The sequence below is a fragment of the Actinosynnema sp. NPDC053489 genome (assembly GCF_044544865.1).
In the GTDB taxonomy this organism is placed as follows: Bacteria; Actinomycetota; Actinomycetes; order Mycobacteriales; family Pseudonocardiaceae; genus Actinosynnema.
Window position 1 is genome coordinate 1 of record NZ_JBITXT010000016.1, and the last position, 17129, is coordinate 17129.

Genomic DNA, 17129 nt, shown 5'->3' on the forward strand with positions numbered 1-17129 from the left:
CCCTGCTCGCCCTGGCCCGCCGCCTGGTCGACGTCCTCTGGGCACTGCTGCGCGACGGCCGAACCTTCACACCGACCGCGCCACCACCGGCCACCGCCGCAGCTTGACACGATCATTCAGATTCCTTTCACTGGTGCCCGCGTCGGCGGAGGCGGGCCACGACGTGGAGGCGGTCGCCGGACAGCGCGCCGCTCAGCGGTGCGTCGGCGGTCCACGGGGGGTCGGTGCGCGGACCGGGTGCGTCGAACAGGGCCAGGACGTCGAACCCGGCGAGGTCGAGCAGGTGGCGCAACTCCTGCGGGAACAGCAACCGCCACGCCGACCGCTGCACGAGCGGTTCGGCGCGCCCGGCCCACTCCCAGGCGCGGCGGCGGCGCAGCAACTGGGCGGCGTGGTCGATCCACAGCCGGGTGTGCGAGGTGTACTCGACGCCGCGCCACGTCACCGAACCGGTGCGCTCCCCGTCGAGCAGCTCGGTGTTGCCGAGGAAGAACGCGCCGTTGCGCATCTCCGCGACGAACAACCCGCCGGGCACCAGGTGCTCGCGGCAGCGGCCCAGGAAGGCGCCGAGGTCGGCGTTGGTGTGGCAGTACAGCATCGCGCTGTCCAGGCAGGTGATGACGTCGAAGCGGCGGCCCAGGTCGAAGGAGCGCATGTCGGCCCGCGCCACGTCGACCGCCGGGTGGTGCTCGCGGACGTGCGCGAGCATGGCCTCCGAGGTGTCGATCCCGGCGACGCGGTAACCGTTGCGGGACAACCAGCCCGCGTCGCGGCCGGTGCCGCACCCGACGTCGAGCACGTCCCGCCCGCCGCCGAACCGCGTCACCACGTCGTGCAGGAACCGGGCCGCGAGGTGCTCCGGGTCGGGGAACCGGTGCTCGTACAGCCCGGGGTTGTCGGTGAGCAGGTTCATCGGACGACCTCCGGTGACGGTGGGGTGAGCGCACGGCGGCGGTGCAGCCACACCACGCCCCCGGCGCAGGTGAGCCCGATCGCCGCGCACAGCAGGGACGCGAGCCGGTCGCCGAACCCGCTCACCCACCCGATCGCGGCGTTGCCCAGCGCGGCGGCCAGCCCGGAGCCCAGGTAGAACACGCCGAAGCGGGTGCCCGCGAGGCTCTCCGGGCCGAACGAGGGGATCAGGTCGTGCACCAGCGGCTGCGCGACCATCACGCCGACCGCCAGCGCGAGCGTCGCCACCAGCACCGGCACGAGCCCCGACCACAGCGCCGGCGCGACGAAGCCCGTGCCCGTGACGGCCAGGCCCGCCGCGAGCACCGGCCCCCGCGCCCGGTCCGCCAGCCACCGCGTGATCCGGACCTGGAACAGCAGGGTGGTGACCGCGGAGACCACGAACAGCGCGGCGACCACCCCGGCGGACCCGGTGGCCTCCTGCGCCTGGAGGGGCAGCAGCAGGTAGAGCTGGTTCTGCAGGACGAACATCCCGCTGAGCACGCACGTGAACGCCACGAACCGGCGGTTGGCCAGGCACTCGCGCCAGTCCCCGACCACCGACCCGCCTCGTCGACCGGCCGGCCGGCCGGGCAGCACGACGGCCTGGGCGACGGTCAGCGCCGCGAAGATCCCGGCGGCCACCACCGCGCAGACCCGGAAGTCCCACAGGAGCAGCACGCTGCCCAGCACCGGTCCGAGGAGCGCGCCGGCCTGGCCCCAGGCGGTGAACCGGGCGAAGGCCTCGGTGCGCGCATCGCCTGCCTCCAACGCGATGTACGCCCGCACCGCCGGGTTGAACAGGGCACCGGCCACCCCGCTGAGCACCGACGCGGCCAGCACCACGGGCAGCGACCCGCCGACCGCGAACAGGCCGAATCCCACCGCCCGCACGCCGCAGCCGGCCAGGATGGCCGCGCGCGGTCCGAGCCGGTCCGACGCCGTGCCGCCGACGAGGAACAGGCCCTGCTGGCTCAGCGTCCGCACGCCCAGCACCACGCCGATCACCGCGGCCGACATGCCGAGGCCCCCGAGGTGCGCGGCGAGGTGGGGGATGAGCAGGTAGAAGCCGGTGTTCACGGCGAACTGGTTGACCAGCAGCAGCCGCACCGGCCGGGCGAACCGGGTCATCGCCGCACCACGCCCAGACCGGGCGCCCCGGACAGCCGCAGCGTGCCGTCCTCGCCGCCGAGGCCCGACCAGGGGTCGTGGGCCAGCAGCAGGTGCCCGTCGAGGTCGACCCAGCGGGCGTGCCCGACGAGGTGGACCGCGGGCGCGATGCCGAGGGAACTGGCCACCAGGCAGCCGAGCATCACGTCCAGGCCACCGGCGCGGGCGGCCGAGACGATCTCCAGCGCCGGCCGCAGCCCGCCGCACTTGGCGAGCTTGACGTTGACGCCGTCCACCGCGCCCGCCAGCCGCCGGACGTCGGCCACCGTCGCGGCGTCCTCGTCGGCGACCAGCGGTGCCGGGCAGCGCTCCCGGACCCAGGCCAGCGCGTCCGGGTCGCCGGGCGGGATCGGCTGCTCGACCGCGTCGAGCGCGACACCGGCGGCGGTGATCCGCTCGACCGCGCCCACCGCCTCCCGCGGGCTCCACCCGCCGTTGGGGTCGAGCACCAGCCGGGCGTCCGGAGCGGCGGCGCGGACCGCGACCAGGGCGGCCACGTCCTGCTCCGGGTCGGCGCCGACCTTGACCTTGAGCACGGAGAACCCGCGCCCGACCAGCGCGGCGGCCCGCTCGGCGGCCTCGTCCGGCGTGGAGATGCCGATGGTGCAGGCGGTCGGCGTGTCGTGCCACTGCGGGATACCGACGAGGGCGTGCACCGGCACGTCGTGGCGCAGGCCGAGCAGGTCGTGCAGCGCCGCGTCGACCGCCGCGCGCACGCCCGCGGGCAGCGCGACCTCCCCGTGCAGGAGGTCGAGCGCGGCCTCCGGCGAGCCCGCGCCGGCGAGGACCGGCCGCAGGCCGTCCAACAGGGACGTGATCGCCCCCACGTCGAGCCGGTAGTAGGTGCTGGTGACCACCTCGCCGTGACCGTGCCTCCCGTCGTGCCCCACGACGACCCGCACGGCGTCCCGGCGCGACATCACCGACCTGGAGATGCGCAGCGGCGTGGCCAGTTCGAGGCCGTGGACCTCCCAGTCGAGCCTCACGCGGGCACCGCCGCCCGGGGTGCGACGACCGAGCGGGACCGCGTCCAGCCCGTCACCTCGACGCCGTGCGGGTCGCCGATCTCGACCGGTCGGTCGGCGGTCGGCCCGAGCAGCCCGCGGGCGTGGCAGAAGTCGTCGTCGAAGATCGTGCCGAGGTAGCGGTGCGGACCGTCGGGGAAGATGGTCGCCACCACCGCGCCCGGCTCGACCCGGGCCGCCCACGCGGCGACCAGCGCGACCGCGCCGGTGCTCCAGCCGCCGGTGACGAAGGCGTCGCGGGCGAGCCTCCGGCAGGCGTCCACCACCTCCACCGGCCCCAGCCAGTGCACCTCGTCGAACTGCCCGTAGGCGACGTTGCCGGGGTGGATGCTGCTGCCCAGCCCCCGCATCACCCGCGGCCGGGCCGGTTGCCCAAAGATCGTGGAGCCGACGGCGTCCACGCCGATCAGGCGGGCACCCGGCCAGTACCGGCGCAGTTCCCGGGCCACACCGGCGCTGTGGCCGCCGGTGCCCACGCTGCACACCAGCACGTCGACGCGGTCCAGCTGCTCCACCAGCTCCCGGGCCAGCCCCGCGTACCCCGCGGGGTTGTCGGGGTTGTTGTACTGGTCCGGCCAGTAGGCGTCGGGGAACTCGCGCAGCACCGATTGGAGCCGGTCCAGCCGCGCCCGCTGCCAACCGCCTACCGGGTGCGGTCGGTCGACCACCTCCAGCCGGGCGCCGTGCGCGCGCAGCAGGGCGCGCATCGACGGCTCCAGCTCGCTGTCCACCACCAGGACCACCGGGTGGCCGAACACCTGGCAGGCGAACGCGAGACCCAGCCCCAGCGTGCCGCTGGTCGACTCCACGACCACCGCGCCGGGGCGCAACTCGCCGCGCTCGTGGGCGGCGCGCAGCATCGCCACCGCGGGCCGCGCCTTCATGCCGCCCGCGCTCAGGCACTCCAGCTTCGCCCAGAACCCGCCGTGCCGGTGCGGGAGCGGCGCGTCGATGAGGGCGACCGGGCTGCGGCCGAGGAGGCCGGCCAGGTGCCGGTTCTGACGGGGGACCATCACGACGGGCGCTCCGCGTAGTGGTGGATCGTCGTGGGACCGCCGTCGAGCCAGAAGAACGGGTACGGCTCGGCCGACACGGCCCGGACGCCGTGGCCGATGAACCAGGGGAGGACCGCGCCGGCGGTCTGCGCGAACGCCACCACCGGCTTGCCCGCGTCGGCGGCGTGGCGCAGCAGCGGCTCGAACGTGCCGTTGCCGACCGTCATCCCCGAGGCCAGCACGAGGTCGCACCCCTCCAGCGCGCCCAGCGCGTCGGTGGTGACGGGTTCGTCCCACTCGGTGCGACCACCCCTGAGGTCGCACGGGACGTAGGTCGCGCCGCGCTCGCGCAGGTGGTGCAGGAGCGAGTTGACCACGCCCACCACCAGCACCCGGTCGCCGGGTGCGGGGTCCAGCAGGTCCACCACGGCCCGCGCGCGGGCGAGGGACTTGGCCAGGGAGTTGCCGGGACCGATGGTGACGGACCGGGTGGCGGACGAGTGGTGCGGGCGGGCGTGGGCGAGGTACGCGTCCAGCGCCGCGGTGCGGATGGCCGGGTTCGGGTGGTCGAGCAGGTCGGGCACGGCGGCGCCGACGCACCCGTGCACCTCCTCGTCGGAGATGTCCTCCACCGCGCAGGAGCCGACCGCCTCCTCCACGCGCAGGCTGACCACGGTGTTGCGGTAGGACCGCCCGCGGGTGGCGTGCCGGGCGCCCTGCCGGGTGGTGAAGGCGACGCTGACGGAGCACCGCGCCGGACTCGGTCCGAGGCCGCCCGTCCGGACCAGGTCGAAGAGGTCGTCGAGCGTCACGCGGGCACCTCGGCGTAGTCGACGGTCAGCCCGGCGACGAGGCGCTCGGCCCGCGCGCGGGCGCCCGGCCCGGTCGGGTCGGTCACCACGACGTGACCGAGGTAGCTGTTGTTGCTGGTCGGGTCGCCCGCCCGGTGGCCGGGCTGCTTGACCGCCCACTCGACCACGTCGGGCGCCGCGGCCAGGGCGTCGACGCCGTGGACGGCGGCGACCAGCCCGGGGCGGTCGGGCAGGAGGAACGAGATCGCGGCGCTGCGCACCCCGGTGTCCACCGAGCGCAGGTCCGGCCGCTCGCCCGCGGCCAGCCGCGCGTGCGCGGCTGGCAGGTCGACGCCGGTGACGCGGCGGACCAGCTCGGTGATCCGGTTGCCGGCCGGGCGGGGGTTGACCTCGACCAGCCTGGGGCCGTCGGCGGTCAGCTTGACCTCGGTGTGCGCCACGCCGCGGTCCAGGCCGAGCGCCTCGATCGCGGCGACGGCCACCGCCTCGGCCTCGGCGGTGGGCAGGTCCGCGGGGAACATGTGCCCGCTCTCCACGAACCACGGTTGGCCCGCGGTGCTCTTGTCGGTGACGCCGACGACGTGCGTGGCACCGTCCACCGTGACCGTCTCGACGCTCACCTCGGGACCGACCAGCAGCTCCTCCAGCAGCACGGTCCGCACCCTGGCCTGGCCGCGCGCGTTGACCGGGAACGCCTCCAGCACGGCGAAGGCGTCCCGCAGCTCGTCCTCGTCGGCCACCTCGCGCACGTGCATCCCGGCGCACAGGTCGACCGGCTTGACCACCAGCGGGTACCCCAGGTCGGCGGCGGCCCGGGCCAGCGAGGGCCAGTCGTCCGCGAGGGCGAACCGGGGGCCGGGCACGCCCGCGTCCCGCAGGGCGACCCGGGTGAGGTCCTTGCGGCAGGCCCGTTCGACGGCACGCGGGTCCGGACCGGGCAGGCCCAGGCGCGCGGCCACCCGGGCGACGGTCGGGAGGTAGTAGTCGCAGGAGGAGATCACGCCGTCGAAGCGCAGGACCCCGTGCAGGCGCTCGACGTGGTCGAGCAGGGCGGGCACGTCGTTGGTCTCGGCGGTGAGCACGTTCTCCGCGGCCAGCAGCGGGTGCGGCCGGGCGGGCGCCGCGCGCAGGTAGTGGTGCAGGTCGCGGGTCAGGAACGTGAAGCGGTGCCCCGACTCGTTGACCGCCCGGGGCAGCAACGAGCTCATCGCACCGACCCAGCTCTCGATCATCAACAGGTGAGCCACCGGTCCTCCTCCCCGACCGCGCACCACGCGCCGGTCGATGAGGAGATGATAATCATTTTCGAGTAAGGACCGGAAGCCACCCCCCCGGAGCACCGCGGGAGCACGACCGGGCCGGACCCGCGCTCGCCCGGGGGCACGGGTCCGGCCCGGTCGTCCGGTCAGGTGTGGTTCTCCGGGAAGTACTGGTAGTAGGACAGCCACCACGAGCCGCTGTTGTCGCTCAGGGTGGGGTCGTTGACGCCGAACAGCAGCCGCACGGGCGGGCCCGACCAGACCGTGCAGCGGCCGAAGGCGGTCGCCCGCGTCGGCGCGCCCACCCAGCCGCCGGGGTTGTTGTTGAACCGCAGCACGGCCGAGTACCGGTTCAGGCCGGGGTAGGGCCAGCCCGTCGGCGCGGCCACGCCGTCACCGTCCGGCCCGTAGCTCGGGTCCCACGGCCACGCGCCGATCTTCACCTGCGGGTAGGTGCCCGACAGGAGCAGGAAGACGTCGCCGTCCAGCAGGACGTTCGACGGGTTCGACCCGGCCGGCACGCTCGCGCCGGAGTTGCCCGGGATCTCCACCAACTGGCTGAAGTCCGCGGCCTGGCTGTTGTTGCACGCCGCCAACGCCCCCGCCGTCCCGGCGGACGCCGTGGGGGCGGTCATGACCGTGGTCACCGCGGCGATGGCGAGCACGGCCAACGCGCCACGTCCGCGACGGGTCCTCGTGAACACCGGCATCGTCCCTCCCGATCGTCGTCGGCCCGGCCACCACCGGCGGGCCGCCACTCCCGACGATCGGGGAGGTCACCGCCCGGCCGGAAGGCGTCGGCGGTTCTCCGGACAGGTCCGGACAGGGCGACGACCAACCGTCTGGGCTATCCCGGCCGGACCGGGCCGTTCCTAGGATCCGAGCACGGACGCCTGCCCGAGTGGAGCGCCGATGCCCGGCCCCGAGGACCACGGACCCGGCCGACCGGACCGGATCCACGACCGCGCCGACTTCGCCCGCGAGCTCACGCTGTCCCGCGAACGCGCCGGGCTCACCATCCGGCAGGTCGCGCAGGAGGTGGGGATCCGCGGCGCGCACACGACGATCGGCGACTGGTTCGCGGGCCGGGGGCTGCCGTCGCTGTCCTCCCGGGACGTGCTGGTCGGCGTCCTGCGGGCCTGCGGGGTGGACGAGCCGCACCTGGCGGAGTGGCTCGCGGCCTGGCACCGCGTGCGACGCGCGCCCGGCCCGGCGCCCGACGGTCCCGAGCCCTACCGCGGCCTGGCGGGTTTCCAGCGCGAGGACGGCGAGTGGTTCTTCGGGCGGGAGGCGGTGGTCGCCGAGGTGGTGGACCGCATCCGGGCGGCGCGCGGCAGGGGCGGCCTCCAGGTCGTGGTCGGGCCGTCGGGGTCGGGCAAGTCGTCCCTGCTGCGGGCCGGGGTGATCCCGGCGCTGGACGCGGGGGAGTGGACCGCGGTGGTGCTGCAGCCCGGTGCCGATCCGCTCGCAGCCCTCGCCGCCGCACTCCCGGAGCGGCACGACGGGCTCGTCCTGGTCGTGGACCAGTTCGAGGAGACGTTCACGGCCTGTCCCGACGAGGAGGTGCGACGGGGGTTCGTCGCCGCGTTGCGGGAGTTGGCCACGACCGGCCGCGCGGTGGTCGTCCTGGCGCTGCGCGCGGACTTCTACGGCCAAGCCCTGCGCCACCCGGCCCTCGTGGACGCGTTGCAGCACCACCAACTCGCCCTGGGGCCGATGAGCGAGGCCGACCTGCGCCGCGCCATCGTGGAACCGGCCCGACGCGCGCGGATCGACCTGCAGGACGGCTTGGTGGAGCTGCTGCTGCGCGAGGTGTCACCCGGCGGGGACGACGCCGCCCACGAGCCCGGCGGCCTGCCGCTGCTGTCCCACGCCCTGTACGCGACCTGGTCGCACGGCGGCGGCAAGCGGATGACCATCGCCGACTACCGCGCGGTCGGCGGGATCCGCGGCGCGGTCGCCGCCAGCGCGGCGGCCGTGCACGACGACCTGACCGAGCACGAGCGCGACGTGGCCCGGCGGCTCTTCCTCAGCCTCGTGCACATCGCCCCCGACGCCGCGGACACCCGCCGGCGGGTCGGCATGGCGGAGCTGCGCGCGCAGGACGGCGTGGCGCCGGTGCTGGACCGGTTCGTCGCGCAACGGCTGGTCACCGCGAGCCGGGACACCGTCGAGATCAGCCACGAAGCGCTGCTGACGGCGTGGCCCCTGCTGCGGCGGTGGCTCGACGCCGACCGGGCGGGCCTCGTCGTCGCCCGGCGGCTGGAGGAAGCGGCGGCGACGTGGCAGCGCGAGGACCGCGACGACGCCGCCCTCTACCGCGGCACGCGGCTCGCCGTCATCCGCGAGCACCTCGACGCGGGCGGGCGCCCGGTGACGCCGCTGGCGCGGGAGTTCGTCGCCGCCTCGGTCGAACGGGAGCGGGGGGAGCGGCGGGCGGCGCGGCGGCGGGCCCGGCGGTTGCGGCGGCTGGTGGCCGGGCTGGTGGTGCTGCTGGTGCTGGCGGTCGCCTCGACGTTCCTCGCGGTGACGGCGTTGCGGGAGACGCGCGAGCAGCGCGACGTCGCGGTCTCGGCCAAGGTGGCCAACGAGGCGACCGCGCTGCGGGCCGCCGACCCGGCCCTGGCCGGGCAACTGGGCCTCGCCGCCTACCGACTGGCACCGACGGCCGAGGCGCGCGGCAGCCTGCTCAGCGCCACCGGGAACACCTACTCCACGACCCTGACCGGGCACACGGGCTCGGTGTACGCCGCGGTCTTCGGTCACGGCGGGCGGCTGCTGGTCACCGCGGGCGTCGACGGCACCGTGCTGCTGTGGGACGCCACCGACCCGCGACGTCCGGCCCGGGTCGGCGCGATCACCGGTCACGACGTCCTCGGCGTCGCGCTCGCCGGCGACACCCTCGCCACCGGGGGCGACGACCACGTCATCCGGCTGTGGGACGTCGCCGACCCGACCGCCCCGCGCCCCCTCGCCGAACTGGCCGGGCACACCGGGGCCGTGCGCCGGGTGGCGTTCGGCCCGGACGGCCGCACCCTCGCCTCGGCGGGCCACGACGGCACCGTCCGGTTGTGGGACGTGGCGGACCGGGTGGCGCTCGCCGAGGTCACGGCCCACCCGGGAGGTGCCAACACCGCGGTGTTCAGCCCGGACGGCCGCACGCTGGCCACGGCCGGGTCCGACGCGGTGGTCCGCCTCTGGGACGTGACGCGGCCGCGCGAACCCACCCCGCTCGCCGAACTGGCGGGCCACACCGACCGCGTGCTGTGCGCCGCGTTCAGCCCGGACGGGCGCACCCTCGCCAGCGGCGGCTTCGACAACACCCTGCGGCTCTGGGACGTCCGGGACCCGCGCCGGACCACCGGGGTCGCCGCCCTGACCGGTCACGCCAACGGGGTGGTGGCGGTCGCGTTCGACCCGGACGGCCGGACGGTGGCCACCGGCAGCTACGACCTCACGGTCCGGTTGTGGGACGTCGAGGACCCCTCCTTCCCCTCCGAACCCGTCACCCTCAGCGGCCACACCGAAACGGTGTACGCGGTCGCGTTCAGCCCCGACGGGCGGACCCTCGCCAGCGCAGGCCGTGACGCCGCGGTGCGGCTGTGGGACGTGCGGGGCCCGGTGCTCGGCGGTCACAGCGGGCCGGTGCACGCCGCCGTGCCCAGCCCGGACGGGCGGCTGCTCGTCGCCACGAGCTACCGCACCGCCCGGCTGTGGGACATCCACGACCCGCACCGCCCGGCACCGCTCGCCACGCTGACCGGGCACACCGACAACGTCGTCGCCGCCGTCTTCGGCCCGGACTCGCGCACGCTGATCACCGCCGGCCTCGACAGCGTGATCATCCTGTGGGACCTCGCCGACCCGGCCGCACCCGCGCGGCTGACCACCCTCACCGCCGCCGCGGACAACGTCTTCACGCTCGCCCTGAGCCCCGACGGCCGCACCCTCGCCGCCGGCGACGAGGACGCCGTCCACCTCTGGGACGTCTCCGACCCGCGCCGGCCCGGACCCGCCACCACGCTCACCGGCCACACCGACGACGTCCTCGCCCTCGCCTTCACCCCCGACGGCCGCACGCTCGTCTCCGGCAGCGCGGACCGCACCGTGCGGATGTGGCCCCTCGCCGACCCGCTCCGCCGACCCACCGCGTTCACCGCGCACGCCAACGGGGTCGAGGACCTCGTCGTCCTCGGCGACGGCCGGCGGTTGGCGACCGCCAGCACCGACCACACGGCCAAGGTGTGGGACGTCGCCGATCCGCACCACCCCGTGCTGCTGTCCGCGGTGGACGGCCACGGCAACGGGGTCGGCTCCATCGCGGTCAGCCCCGACCAGCGCACCCTCGCCACGGGCAGCCACGACACCACGATCGGCCTGTGGGACATCACCGACCCGACGCGCCCGGCGCCCCTCGGCGTGCTGCGCGGCCACACCGACCGGGTCGGCTCGGTCGAGTTCACCCCGAGCGGCACCGCGGTGGTCAGCGGCAGCTTCGACACCACCGCGCGCCTGTGGGACGTCACCACCGACGGGGCGACCGACCGGGTCTGCGCCACCCACCCGCCGATCGACGAGACCGGGTGGCGGCGCTACTTCGGCGACACCGCCTTCACCCCGCCGTGCCGGTGACGACCCGGCGCCCACCAGTTGAGGTCGCCGAGGACGGCCATCGTGGCCGGGACGAGCAGGCAGCGCACGACCGTCGCGTCCACGGCGATCGCGACCGCCAACCCCACGCCGAACATCTTGATCGTCGGGTCGTCGTTCGGCACGAACGCGAGGAAGACCCCGACCATGATCGCCGCCGCCGCGGTGATCACCCCGCCGGTGCCGACCAGCCCCTCGCGCACCGAGCGCAGGTTGTCGCCGGTCCGGCTCCACCGCCGGCGGACGTCGCTGAGCAGGAACACCTCGTAGTCCATCGAGAGGCCGAACAGCAGGGCGAAGAGCACCAGTGGCACGAAGCTCGGGACGGGCACCGGACCGGACAGCCCGATCCAGGTCACGCCCCAGCCCCACGTGAACACCGCCGTCAGGACGCCGTAGGCCGCGCCGATCGAGATCAGGTCCATCACGGCCGCCTTGAGCGCCAGCAGCGGCGCCCGGAAGGCCACCAGCAGCACCACGACCGACAGCAGCAGCACGACCCCGATGACCAGGGGCAGCGTGTCGGTGACCCGGTCGGCCAGGTCGACCCGCGCCGCGACGCCGCCGCCGACGTGCACGGTCATGCCCGGCACCGACCGCTCGCGCAGGCGGTGGACGAGGTCGGCCGTCGCCGGGTCGCCGCCCGCGGTGGAGGCGATCACCCGCACCGTGACGACCCGCCCGTCCGCGGCCGGCACCGCCGGTCCGACGGCGGCCACCCCGGGCTGGGCGCGCACGACCGCCACCAGCGCGGCGAGGTCGGCCTCGGTGGCCGGCGCCGACAGCTCGCCGAGCACCACGATAGGCGTGCCCGCGCCCGGGCCGAACGCCGCCGAGACCGCGTCGTCGGCCTGGCGGACGGCGGTGGACGCGGGCGAGGAGCCTGCGTCGAGCTGGCCCAGCCGCAGGTCGGTCGCCGGCGCGGCGAGCAGGGCCAGCAGCACCAGCGCCGCCCCGCCGGACAGCCACGGCCGGCGCGTGACCCGGTCGGCCAGGCGGGCCCAGAAGCCACCCCGTCCGACCCGGTCGGGCGGCACACCGGCGATCCGCTTCCCGACCAGCGACGTCAACGCCGGCAGCAGCGTGAGCGCGGCGAGGACGGCGAACGCGACGGCGATCCCGCACGTCCACGCGAGCGTCTGGAGCAGCGGCACCCCGGTCAGGGCCAGCCCGGCGAGCGCGACCGCGACGGTGGCACCGGCGAAGACCACCGCCGTGCCGGACTCGGCGGCCGCGCGGTCGATCGCCTCCGGCACGGTGTGCCCGGCCGCCCGGCGGAACCGGTTGAGCAGGAACAACGAGTAGTCGATGCCGACACCGAGGCCGACCATCAGCGCCAGGGTCGACGCCTGGGCGGGCATCGAGGTCAGGTTCCCGGCGAGCCCCACGACCTCCAGCGTCGCGAGCACCGCGAGCGCCGACGTCACCAGCGCCACCAGCGCCCCGACGAGGCCGCCGAGCGCGACGAAGAGCACCAGGGCCGCCAGGACGAGGCCGAAGACCTCGTTGCCGGTGCTGCCCGAGCCGTCGACGGCCTGGGCGAACGCCCCACCGGGCAGGACCCGCAGCCCGGCGTCGGCGGCGGGCCCGGCGGCGTCGACCACGTCGTGCGCCACGGCTTTGGTCAGCTCCGCCCGGCGCACGTCCAGGCCGACCGTGAACCAGCCCGTGCGGCCGTCCTCGGACAGCGACCCGTCCCGCCGCGAGGGCGGTTTCACGTCGCTCACGTGCTCGGCGGCCCGCAGGGAGGTCTCCGCCGTCGCCAGCGCGCCGGAGCGCGCCGCGTCGTCCAGCCTGCCGTCCGGGGCCACCAGGATCACCGTGCCGGAGGTGAGCGGGGCCTCGGGCGACGCGGTGAGGTCGCGCACGACCTGCGCGTCCGTTCCCGGCAGGCTCACGTCGTTGTCGGTCGGCGTGCCGATCACCCGTGCGGCCGCCACCAACGCCAGCACCAACGACACCCACGCGCCGATCACCACGAACCGGTGCCGGGCGCACACCCGGCCGACCAGCGCGACGGCGACCGCCGCCCTCCCGTCGTGCGCCGGTCCTTCCCCCAGAACCACCGCGACAGCATGCCACGGGCGGGGCGCTACCCGATCACGACCACCGCGGCGGCCACGAGGAAGACCAGTTGGACCAGGGTGCGCACCGGGAGCGGCATCGTCTTGACGCCGGTGCCGGCGCGAGCCGCGTGCACGTTCGCCGGGAACATCACCACCAGCAGGACCGCCAGGCAGGCCGCCGCCACCCGCGAGGTCGGCGGGACGAGCAGGCCGACCGCGCCCGCGAGTTCCAGCACCCCGGTCAGGGTCACCAGGCCGGCCGCGTTCGGCAGGCCGGGCGGCACCATCGCGACGAGCCGGTCGCGCCGGGGCCCGGTGAAGTGCGCGCTGCCCGTCAGCAGGAACATCGCCGCGAGCCCGACGGCGACCGCGTGCGGCCAGGAGTCGAACCAGGCGACGGCGAGACCCGCGAGCCGTGCGAGCCCGGTGACTACGACCAGCACGATGAGCGGTGCCACAACTGCCTCCCCAGGGATCTTGACATCGACAAGATATGGGGGCCCGAGGATCTTGTCAACGACAAGTTGTGAGCGGCCCGGTCGACGGCGACGGCAATAGTGCGGTGTCGACCACGCCGGTTCCGGGTTACCACTGACCCATGCCGCGGCCCGACGTCGAACTCCTGGCGGCCACCACCAGCAAGCTGATCAAACCGTTCGAGGCGGTCGTGCTGCTGCTCCAGGCGACCAACCTCGTCATGAGCGCCGTCAACGACCGCTACCGCGACGGCGCGCTGCCGGTCGTCTTCGCGCTGGGCGGCCTCCACCTGCTGCTGGCACTGCTGGTGGTGTACCGGCGCGGGCCCCTCACCCGCGGGCACGCGTGGACGTCGGTGTGGATCGCGATGATCTTCGTCGTCCAGCTCCTGCTGGCCCACCTGCTGGCGCCCGGCGACTTCGCCGCCTACGGCAACGGCGTGCCGATGGGCAACTACGCCCTCATCCCGCTGACGGTGTTCGCGTTCTACCCGTGGGACGGGTTCCGCAACCCGCTGCGCAGGTGGGCGATCGAGTGCGGCCTCGTCGTGGCGATCGTGCTGCACCCGCTGCTGATCCTCGGGCTGATGCACCGCTGGGACCTGACCGGGGCGCACGTGCGCAGCGTGGCCCAGTACGCGGTGTGGGCCGTGGTGTGGTTCCTCACCGGCAAGGGGATCGCCTGGCTGTGCCGGATCGCCGTGCGGGTGGAGACCGAGGCCCTCACCCGCAGCTACGAGGTCGCGCTGGGCGACTTCCACTCCCACGTCGAGGGCGCCGCGCGGCGGATCGACTCCGGGCACGACGCGCGGCAGGTGAGCCGGGAGCTGCGGGAGATCACGTACGCGCGACGCAGGCAACTGCTGCTCCAGGAGCACAACGTGGGCGCGGTCGACATCGTCAAGAACGCGGTCCGCCTGCACGGGGACCGGCTCGTCCTCCTCTCGCCGCCCCGCCTCGGCGCGCTGACGATCCCCCGGGACCGCGCGATCGTGCTGGAGCAGGGGCTGGCCGACCTGCTCAAGAACGTCGTGGACCACGGGGGAGGCGCGGTGGCGCTCGACTTCGCGTTGGACGGTGACAGGATGGTCTTCGACGTGCGGGACGAGGGGCCCGGGTTGGCGCCGGAGGCGTTCGCCGAGCCCACGAGCACCATGCAGCGCCTCCGCCGGAAGCTGCTGGAGCTGGGTGGCGACCTGCTCCTGCTCGACCCGGGGCCCGGGGGCGGCACCGCGATCCGGCTCGCGCTCCCGCTGCGGTCGGCCCGGTGAGCGGGATGCGCGTGCTGCTGGTCGAGGACGAGGGCGTCGCGGCCCAGGCGGCGGTCACCGAACTCGTCGGGGCGATGGGCTGCGAGGTGACCGTGGTGCCCGACCCGGTCGAGGCCCTGGTCCGGTTGCGGCGCGAGCACTTCGACGTGGCCGTCGTGGACATGCTGTACCAGGCGCACTCGGTGGAGTTCGAGCAGCGCCGCCGCCGCGGCGGGGTGCGGCTGACCGACCAGCGGCTGCACCTGAGCGGCCTGGCGGTGCTGCGCGCCGCCGACGAGGCGGCACCGCCCGTGCGCACGGTGCTGTGGACCAACGGCGAACCCAACCGCCGCCTGCACATGGTGTTCGCCCACGAACAGCTCGGCTGCCGCGTCATGTGCCCCAAGGACGCGGTCGGCAAGCTGCCCGCCGCCGTGCGCGCCGCGGTGGAGGGCCGTGAGCACGTCGACCCGTTGCTGCGCATGTACTTCCCGCCCGCCTCCTCGCCGTCGCTGGCCGACACGTTCTTCACCTCCGCCACGAGGCTGGCGGTGTGGCGGGCCATGGCGCTGGGGGTGCACGAGCACGCCGCGATCGCGAAGGTCGTCGGCGTCACCGCCGGGACCGTGCGCCGGGGGATGGACGCCCTGCGCGCCAGGCTGGTGGCCTTCGACCCGGGCTGCACCCTCGACGGTCCGCCCTCCGCCGAGGTGGTCCGCTACGCCGGGCAGAACTGGCAGTTCTTCCTGGACGACACCGTGCGGGAGTTCCACCGATGACCGAGCCGAACCCCGGGCGGCGTCGAGCCGGTGCCACCCCGTACGTCCTGCTGGCCGTCCTGGTCGCCACCTGGGTCGTGCTCGCCGCGACGGTCCCCGTGACGAGCAACCGGAACCTGACCATCGACGTCAGCTGCGCCTCGGGCAACCCGCCCGTCGGGATCTGGGTCGAGTCCGCCTCGGGCGGCTCGTGGTGGGGCGAGGAGGGCGAGGGCGGGTCCACCGCGGTCAAGCGCTTCACGTTCCGCCAGCGGTTCACCGCCGAGTACCGGGTGGACGTCGGGTGCGGCGGCACGTCCGGGAACTGGGGCGTCAGCGCGAAGTCCGCCAACGGTTCCGCCGCGTACCGGCGGTTGGTCTGCGACGACGACCGGCTCGCCGGCACCACCGCGGCGCAGTGCCGAGACCAAGCCGCCGGATGACCCCCGGCGGGCCGGCGCATAGCACCCCGCAGGCGGCCGGACCGACCACATTTGTCCGTTCCCGGGGCGCCGCCCGGCGACGAGAGTTCGGGGTGCGAGGAGCGCGACCCCGCGCTCCCGGCCACCGAAGGAGTCCCGACGACCATGAAGACGCTGTCCCGCTTCCTCTCCGCGGCCGCCGCCACGGCGGCGCTGCCCGCCGCGCTGGTGCTCGGCGCGCCCGCCGCCGACGCCGAGCCCACGACCGGCGGCGACGTGAGCGCCCAGTACGCCACCATGCTGGTCCAGTCGGGCGCCGCCGCGCGCACCGACGCCTACCTCAACAACACCTTCCTGGGCTGGGTTACCGCCGACCCGGGCTCGAACTACCAGGTGTCCTGGGTGAGCTGCTGGAAGGACGGCGACTGGGCCACCGGCAACTACTCCAGCAACCGCTGGTTCCGGGCCTACGTCACGCACACGGGCGGTGCGACGCAGTGGGCCTTCGTCCACTCGTCCTTCGTCACCAACCAGTCGGCGGTGGGCGCCTGCTGATCCCGCTCGACCGCTGTGCGGTGGTGCCACGGCCTCCCGTGGCACCACCGCGGCACCGTCGTTCGGCGACAGACCTCGGTTCAGCGGACGGTGAATACGTTACACCGCAATCGAAAGAGTCAGGCCGTCCACATGGGACGACTTGTCCTCCACAGTGGAATCACCGCGACCACCGCGCCGGTCCCGCCGCGCCGCGGTCGATCCGCGAGCGGTCAGGCCGGCGGGCACCTCGATGTCCCCGGTGGCGGGTCGGGGCACCATTCCCGGCGACGCGACGACGATCGTCGACACTTGGCGAACCATTTGACGGGCGACCGCCGCCGATCCGCCCGTGGGTCGGACTCCTCGTTCGTCCGCGCAGAGGCGATTGCCCGGCTCGAATGGCGATCGGAATCCGCGGATCAGTGACCCGCGCGCCGGGTCTTTCCGTCGGACGGGCAGTCATTCCCCTTCCCACTGTGCCCGACTAGCTGCGACAACCTCCTGTGACCTCGGTGCGGTAACCTGTCGGGCGACTGTTTCCCGGACGTCTGGAATTCACTACCGAGGCCACTGGTGATCGAATTCCACCTGCGCCCGAAAACGCGCACAGGGCACGATGAAAGAAGAGCCTTCATTGTGCCCCGCGAATACTGGGAATCACCCCCCGCATGCCGACAGCGCCGATCGGGCGGAATGTCGTGGCAGCGGCGCGGAGCAGGAGCACGGGAATCGTTGTGAACCCCACGGGAGGCTGACAC

Annotated in this window: 15 protein-coding genes; 5 read left to right on the forward strand and 10 right to left on the reverse strand. The window is 74.7% G+C overall.

What is annotated here, in order from left to right; all coding sequences use genetic code 11:
* Positions 1–127: 127 nt before the first annotated feature.
* The 7 genes from ACIGNX_RS29450 to ACIGNX_RS29480 all read right to left on the reverse strand — a co-directional run bounded on the left by ACIGNX_RS29450 (position 128) and on the right by ACIGNX_RS29480 (position 6922).
* Positions 128–913, reverse strand: coding sequence for a class I SAM-dependent methyltransferase (locus tag ACIGNX_RS29450; RefSeq protein ID WP_396544076.1), 786 nt, complete (start codon positions 911–913; stop codon positions 128–130).
* Complete coding sequence (locus tag ACIGNX_RS29455; RefSeq protein ID WP_396544077.1) at positions 910–2082, reverse strand: MFS transporter; 1173 nt, start codon at positions 2080–2082, stop codon at positions 910–912. The genes ACIGNX_RS29450 and ACIGNX_RS29455 overlap by 4 nt, the downstream gene beginning before the upstream one ends.
* Complete coding sequence (locus ACIGNX_RS29460) at positions 2079–3107, reverse strand: dipeptide epimerase (protein WP_396544078.1); 1029 nt, start codon at positions 3105–3107, stop codon at positions 2079–2081. The genes ACIGNX_RS29455 and ACIGNX_RS29460 overlap by 4 nt, the downstream gene beginning before the upstream one ends.
* Complete coding sequence (locus tag ACIGNX_RS29465; protein ID WP_396544079.1) at positions 3104–4159, reverse strand: PLP-dependent cysteine synthase family protein; 1056 nt, start codon at positions 4157–4159, stop codon at positions 3104–3106. Before ACIGNX_RS29465 ends, ACIGNX_RS29460 begins: the two co-directional genes overlap by 4 nt.
* Positions 4159–4953, reverse strand: a complete 795-nt coding sequence (locus ACIGNX_RS29470; RefSeq protein ID WP_396544080.1) for a Rossmann-like domain-containing protein — start codon at positions 4951–4953, stop codon at positions 4159–4161. The genes ACIGNX_RS29465 and ACIGNX_RS29470 overlap by 1 nt, the downstream gene beginning before the upstream one ends.
* Positions 4950–6200 carry an ATP-grasp domain-containing protein gene (locus ACIGNX_RS29475; protein WP_396544081.1) on the reverse strand — a complete coding sequence of 417 codons (1251 nt, stop codon included), beginning with the start codon at positions 6198–6200 and terminating at the stop codon, positions 4950–4952. Before ACIGNX_RS29475 ends, ACIGNX_RS29470 begins: the two co-directional genes overlap by 4 nt.
* 158 nt (positions 6201–6358) lie before the next feature.
* A complete protein-coding gene (locus ACIGNX_RS29480) occupies positions 6359–6922 on the reverse strand; it encodes a hypothetical protein (RefSeq protein ID WP_396544082.1) in 564 nt (187 codons plus the stop codon).
* Between the two features lie 202 nt (positions 6923–7124).
* On the opposite strand from ACIGNX_RS29480, the gene ACIGNX_RS29485 reads away from it, so the two are divergent.
* Complete coding sequence (locus tag ACIGNX_RS29485; RefSeq protein WP_396544083.1) at positions 7125–10844, forward strand: helix-turn-helix domain-containing protein; 3720 nt, start codon at positions 7125–7127, stop codon at positions 10842–10844.
* On the opposite strand, the gene ACIGNX_RS29490 is transcribed toward ACIGNX_RS29485, so the two are convergent.
* Positions 10805–12928 carry an MMPL family transporter gene (locus tag ACIGNX_RS29490; protein ID WP_396544084.1) on the reverse strand — a complete coding sequence of 708 codons (2124 nt, stop codon included), beginning with the start codon at positions 12926–12928 and terminating at the stop codon, positions 10805–10807. The two genes, ACIGNX_RS29485 and ACIGNX_RS29490, sit on opposite strands and share 40 nt — an antisense overlap.
* A gap of 26 nt (positions 12929–12954) precedes the next feature.
* Positions 12955–13386 (reverse strand): DoxX family protein, encoded by a 432-nt coding sequence (locus ACIGNX_RS29495; RefSeq protein ID WP_396544085.1) that lies wholly within the window; start codon positions 13384–13386, stop codon positions 12955–12957.
* 140 nt (positions 13387–13526) lie between these two features.
* On the opposite strand from ACIGNX_RS29495, the gene ACIGNX_RS29500 reads away from it, so the two are divergent.
* The 4 genes from ACIGNX_RS29500 to ACIGNX_RS29515 all read left to right on the forward strand — a co-directional run bounded on the left by ACIGNX_RS29500 (position 13527) and on the right by ACIGNX_RS29515 (position 16389).
* Entirely contained in the window at positions 13527–14675 is a 1149-nt protein-coding gene (locus ACIGNX_RS29500; RefSeq protein WP_396544086.1) for an ATP-binding protein, read from the forward strand.
* A complete protein-coding gene (locus ACIGNX_RS29505) occupies positions 14672–15433 on the forward strand; it encodes a response regulator (protein WP_396544087.1) in 762 nt (253 codons plus the stop codon). The genes ACIGNX_RS29500 and ACIGNX_RS29505 overlap by 4 nt, the downstream gene beginning before the upstream one ends.
* Positions 15430–15855 (forward strand): hypothetical protein, encoded by a 426-nt coding sequence (locus tag ACIGNX_RS29510; protein WP_396544088.1) that lies wholly within the window; start codon positions 15430–15432, stop codon positions 15853–15855. Before ACIGNX_RS29505 ends, ACIGNX_RS29510 begins: the two co-directional genes overlap by 4 nt.
* A 144-nt stretch (positions 15856–15999) precedes the next feature.
* A complete protein-coding gene (locus ACIGNX_RS29515) occupies positions 16000–16389 on the forward strand; it encodes a hypothetical protein (RefSeq protein ID WP_396544089.1) in 390 nt (129 codons plus the stop codon).
* A gap of 99 nt (positions 16390–16488) precedes the next feature.
* Here the strand turns inward: ACIGNX_RS29515 and ACIGNX_RS29520 are convergent, their stop codons facing one another.
* On the reverse strand, positions 16489–16680 hold the full coding sequence (locus ACIGNX_RS29520) for a hypothetical protein (protein ID WP_396544090.1): 192 nt from the start codon (positions 16678–16680) through the stop codon (positions 16489–16491).
* Between the last annotated feature and the right edge of the window lie 449 nt (positions 16681–17129).

Bases quoted from the DNA above. Each gene is read 5' to 3' on its own strand.
- ACIGNX_RS29485 (WP_396544083.1), top strand. From the start codon at position 7,125: ATGCCCGGCCCCGAGGACCACGGACCCGGCCGACCGGACCGGATCCAC.
- ACIGNX_RS29455 (WP_396544077.1), bottom strand. From the start codon at position 2,082: ATGACCCGGTTCGCCCGGCCGGTGCGGCTGCTGCTGGTCAACCAGTTC.
- ACIGNX_RS29465 (WP_396544079.1), bottom strand. From the start codon at position 4,159: ATGGTCCCCCGTCAGAACCGGCACCTGGCCGGCCTCCTCGGCCGCAGC.
- ACIGNX_RS29500 (WP_396544086.1), top strand. From the start codon at position 13,527: ATGCCGCGGCCCGACGTCGAACTCCTGGCGGCCACCACCAGCAAGCTG.
- ACIGNX_RS29515 (WP_396544089.1), top strand. From the start codon at position 16,000: ATGAAGACGCTGTCCCGCTTCCTCTCCGCGGCCGCCGCCACGGCGGCG.
- ACIGNX_RS29450 (WP_396544076.1), bottom strand. From the start codon at position 913: ATGAACCTGCTCACCGACAACCCCGGGCTGTACGAGCACCGGTTCCCC.
- ACIGNX_RS29510 (WP_396544088.1), top strand. From the start codon at position 15,430: ATGACCGAGCCGAACCCCGGGCGGCGTCGAGCCGGTGCCACCCCGTAC.
- ACIGNX_RS29480 (WP_396544082.1), bottom strand. From the start codon at position 6,922: ATGCCGGTGTTCACGAGGACCCGTCGCGGACGTGGCGCGTTGGCCGTG.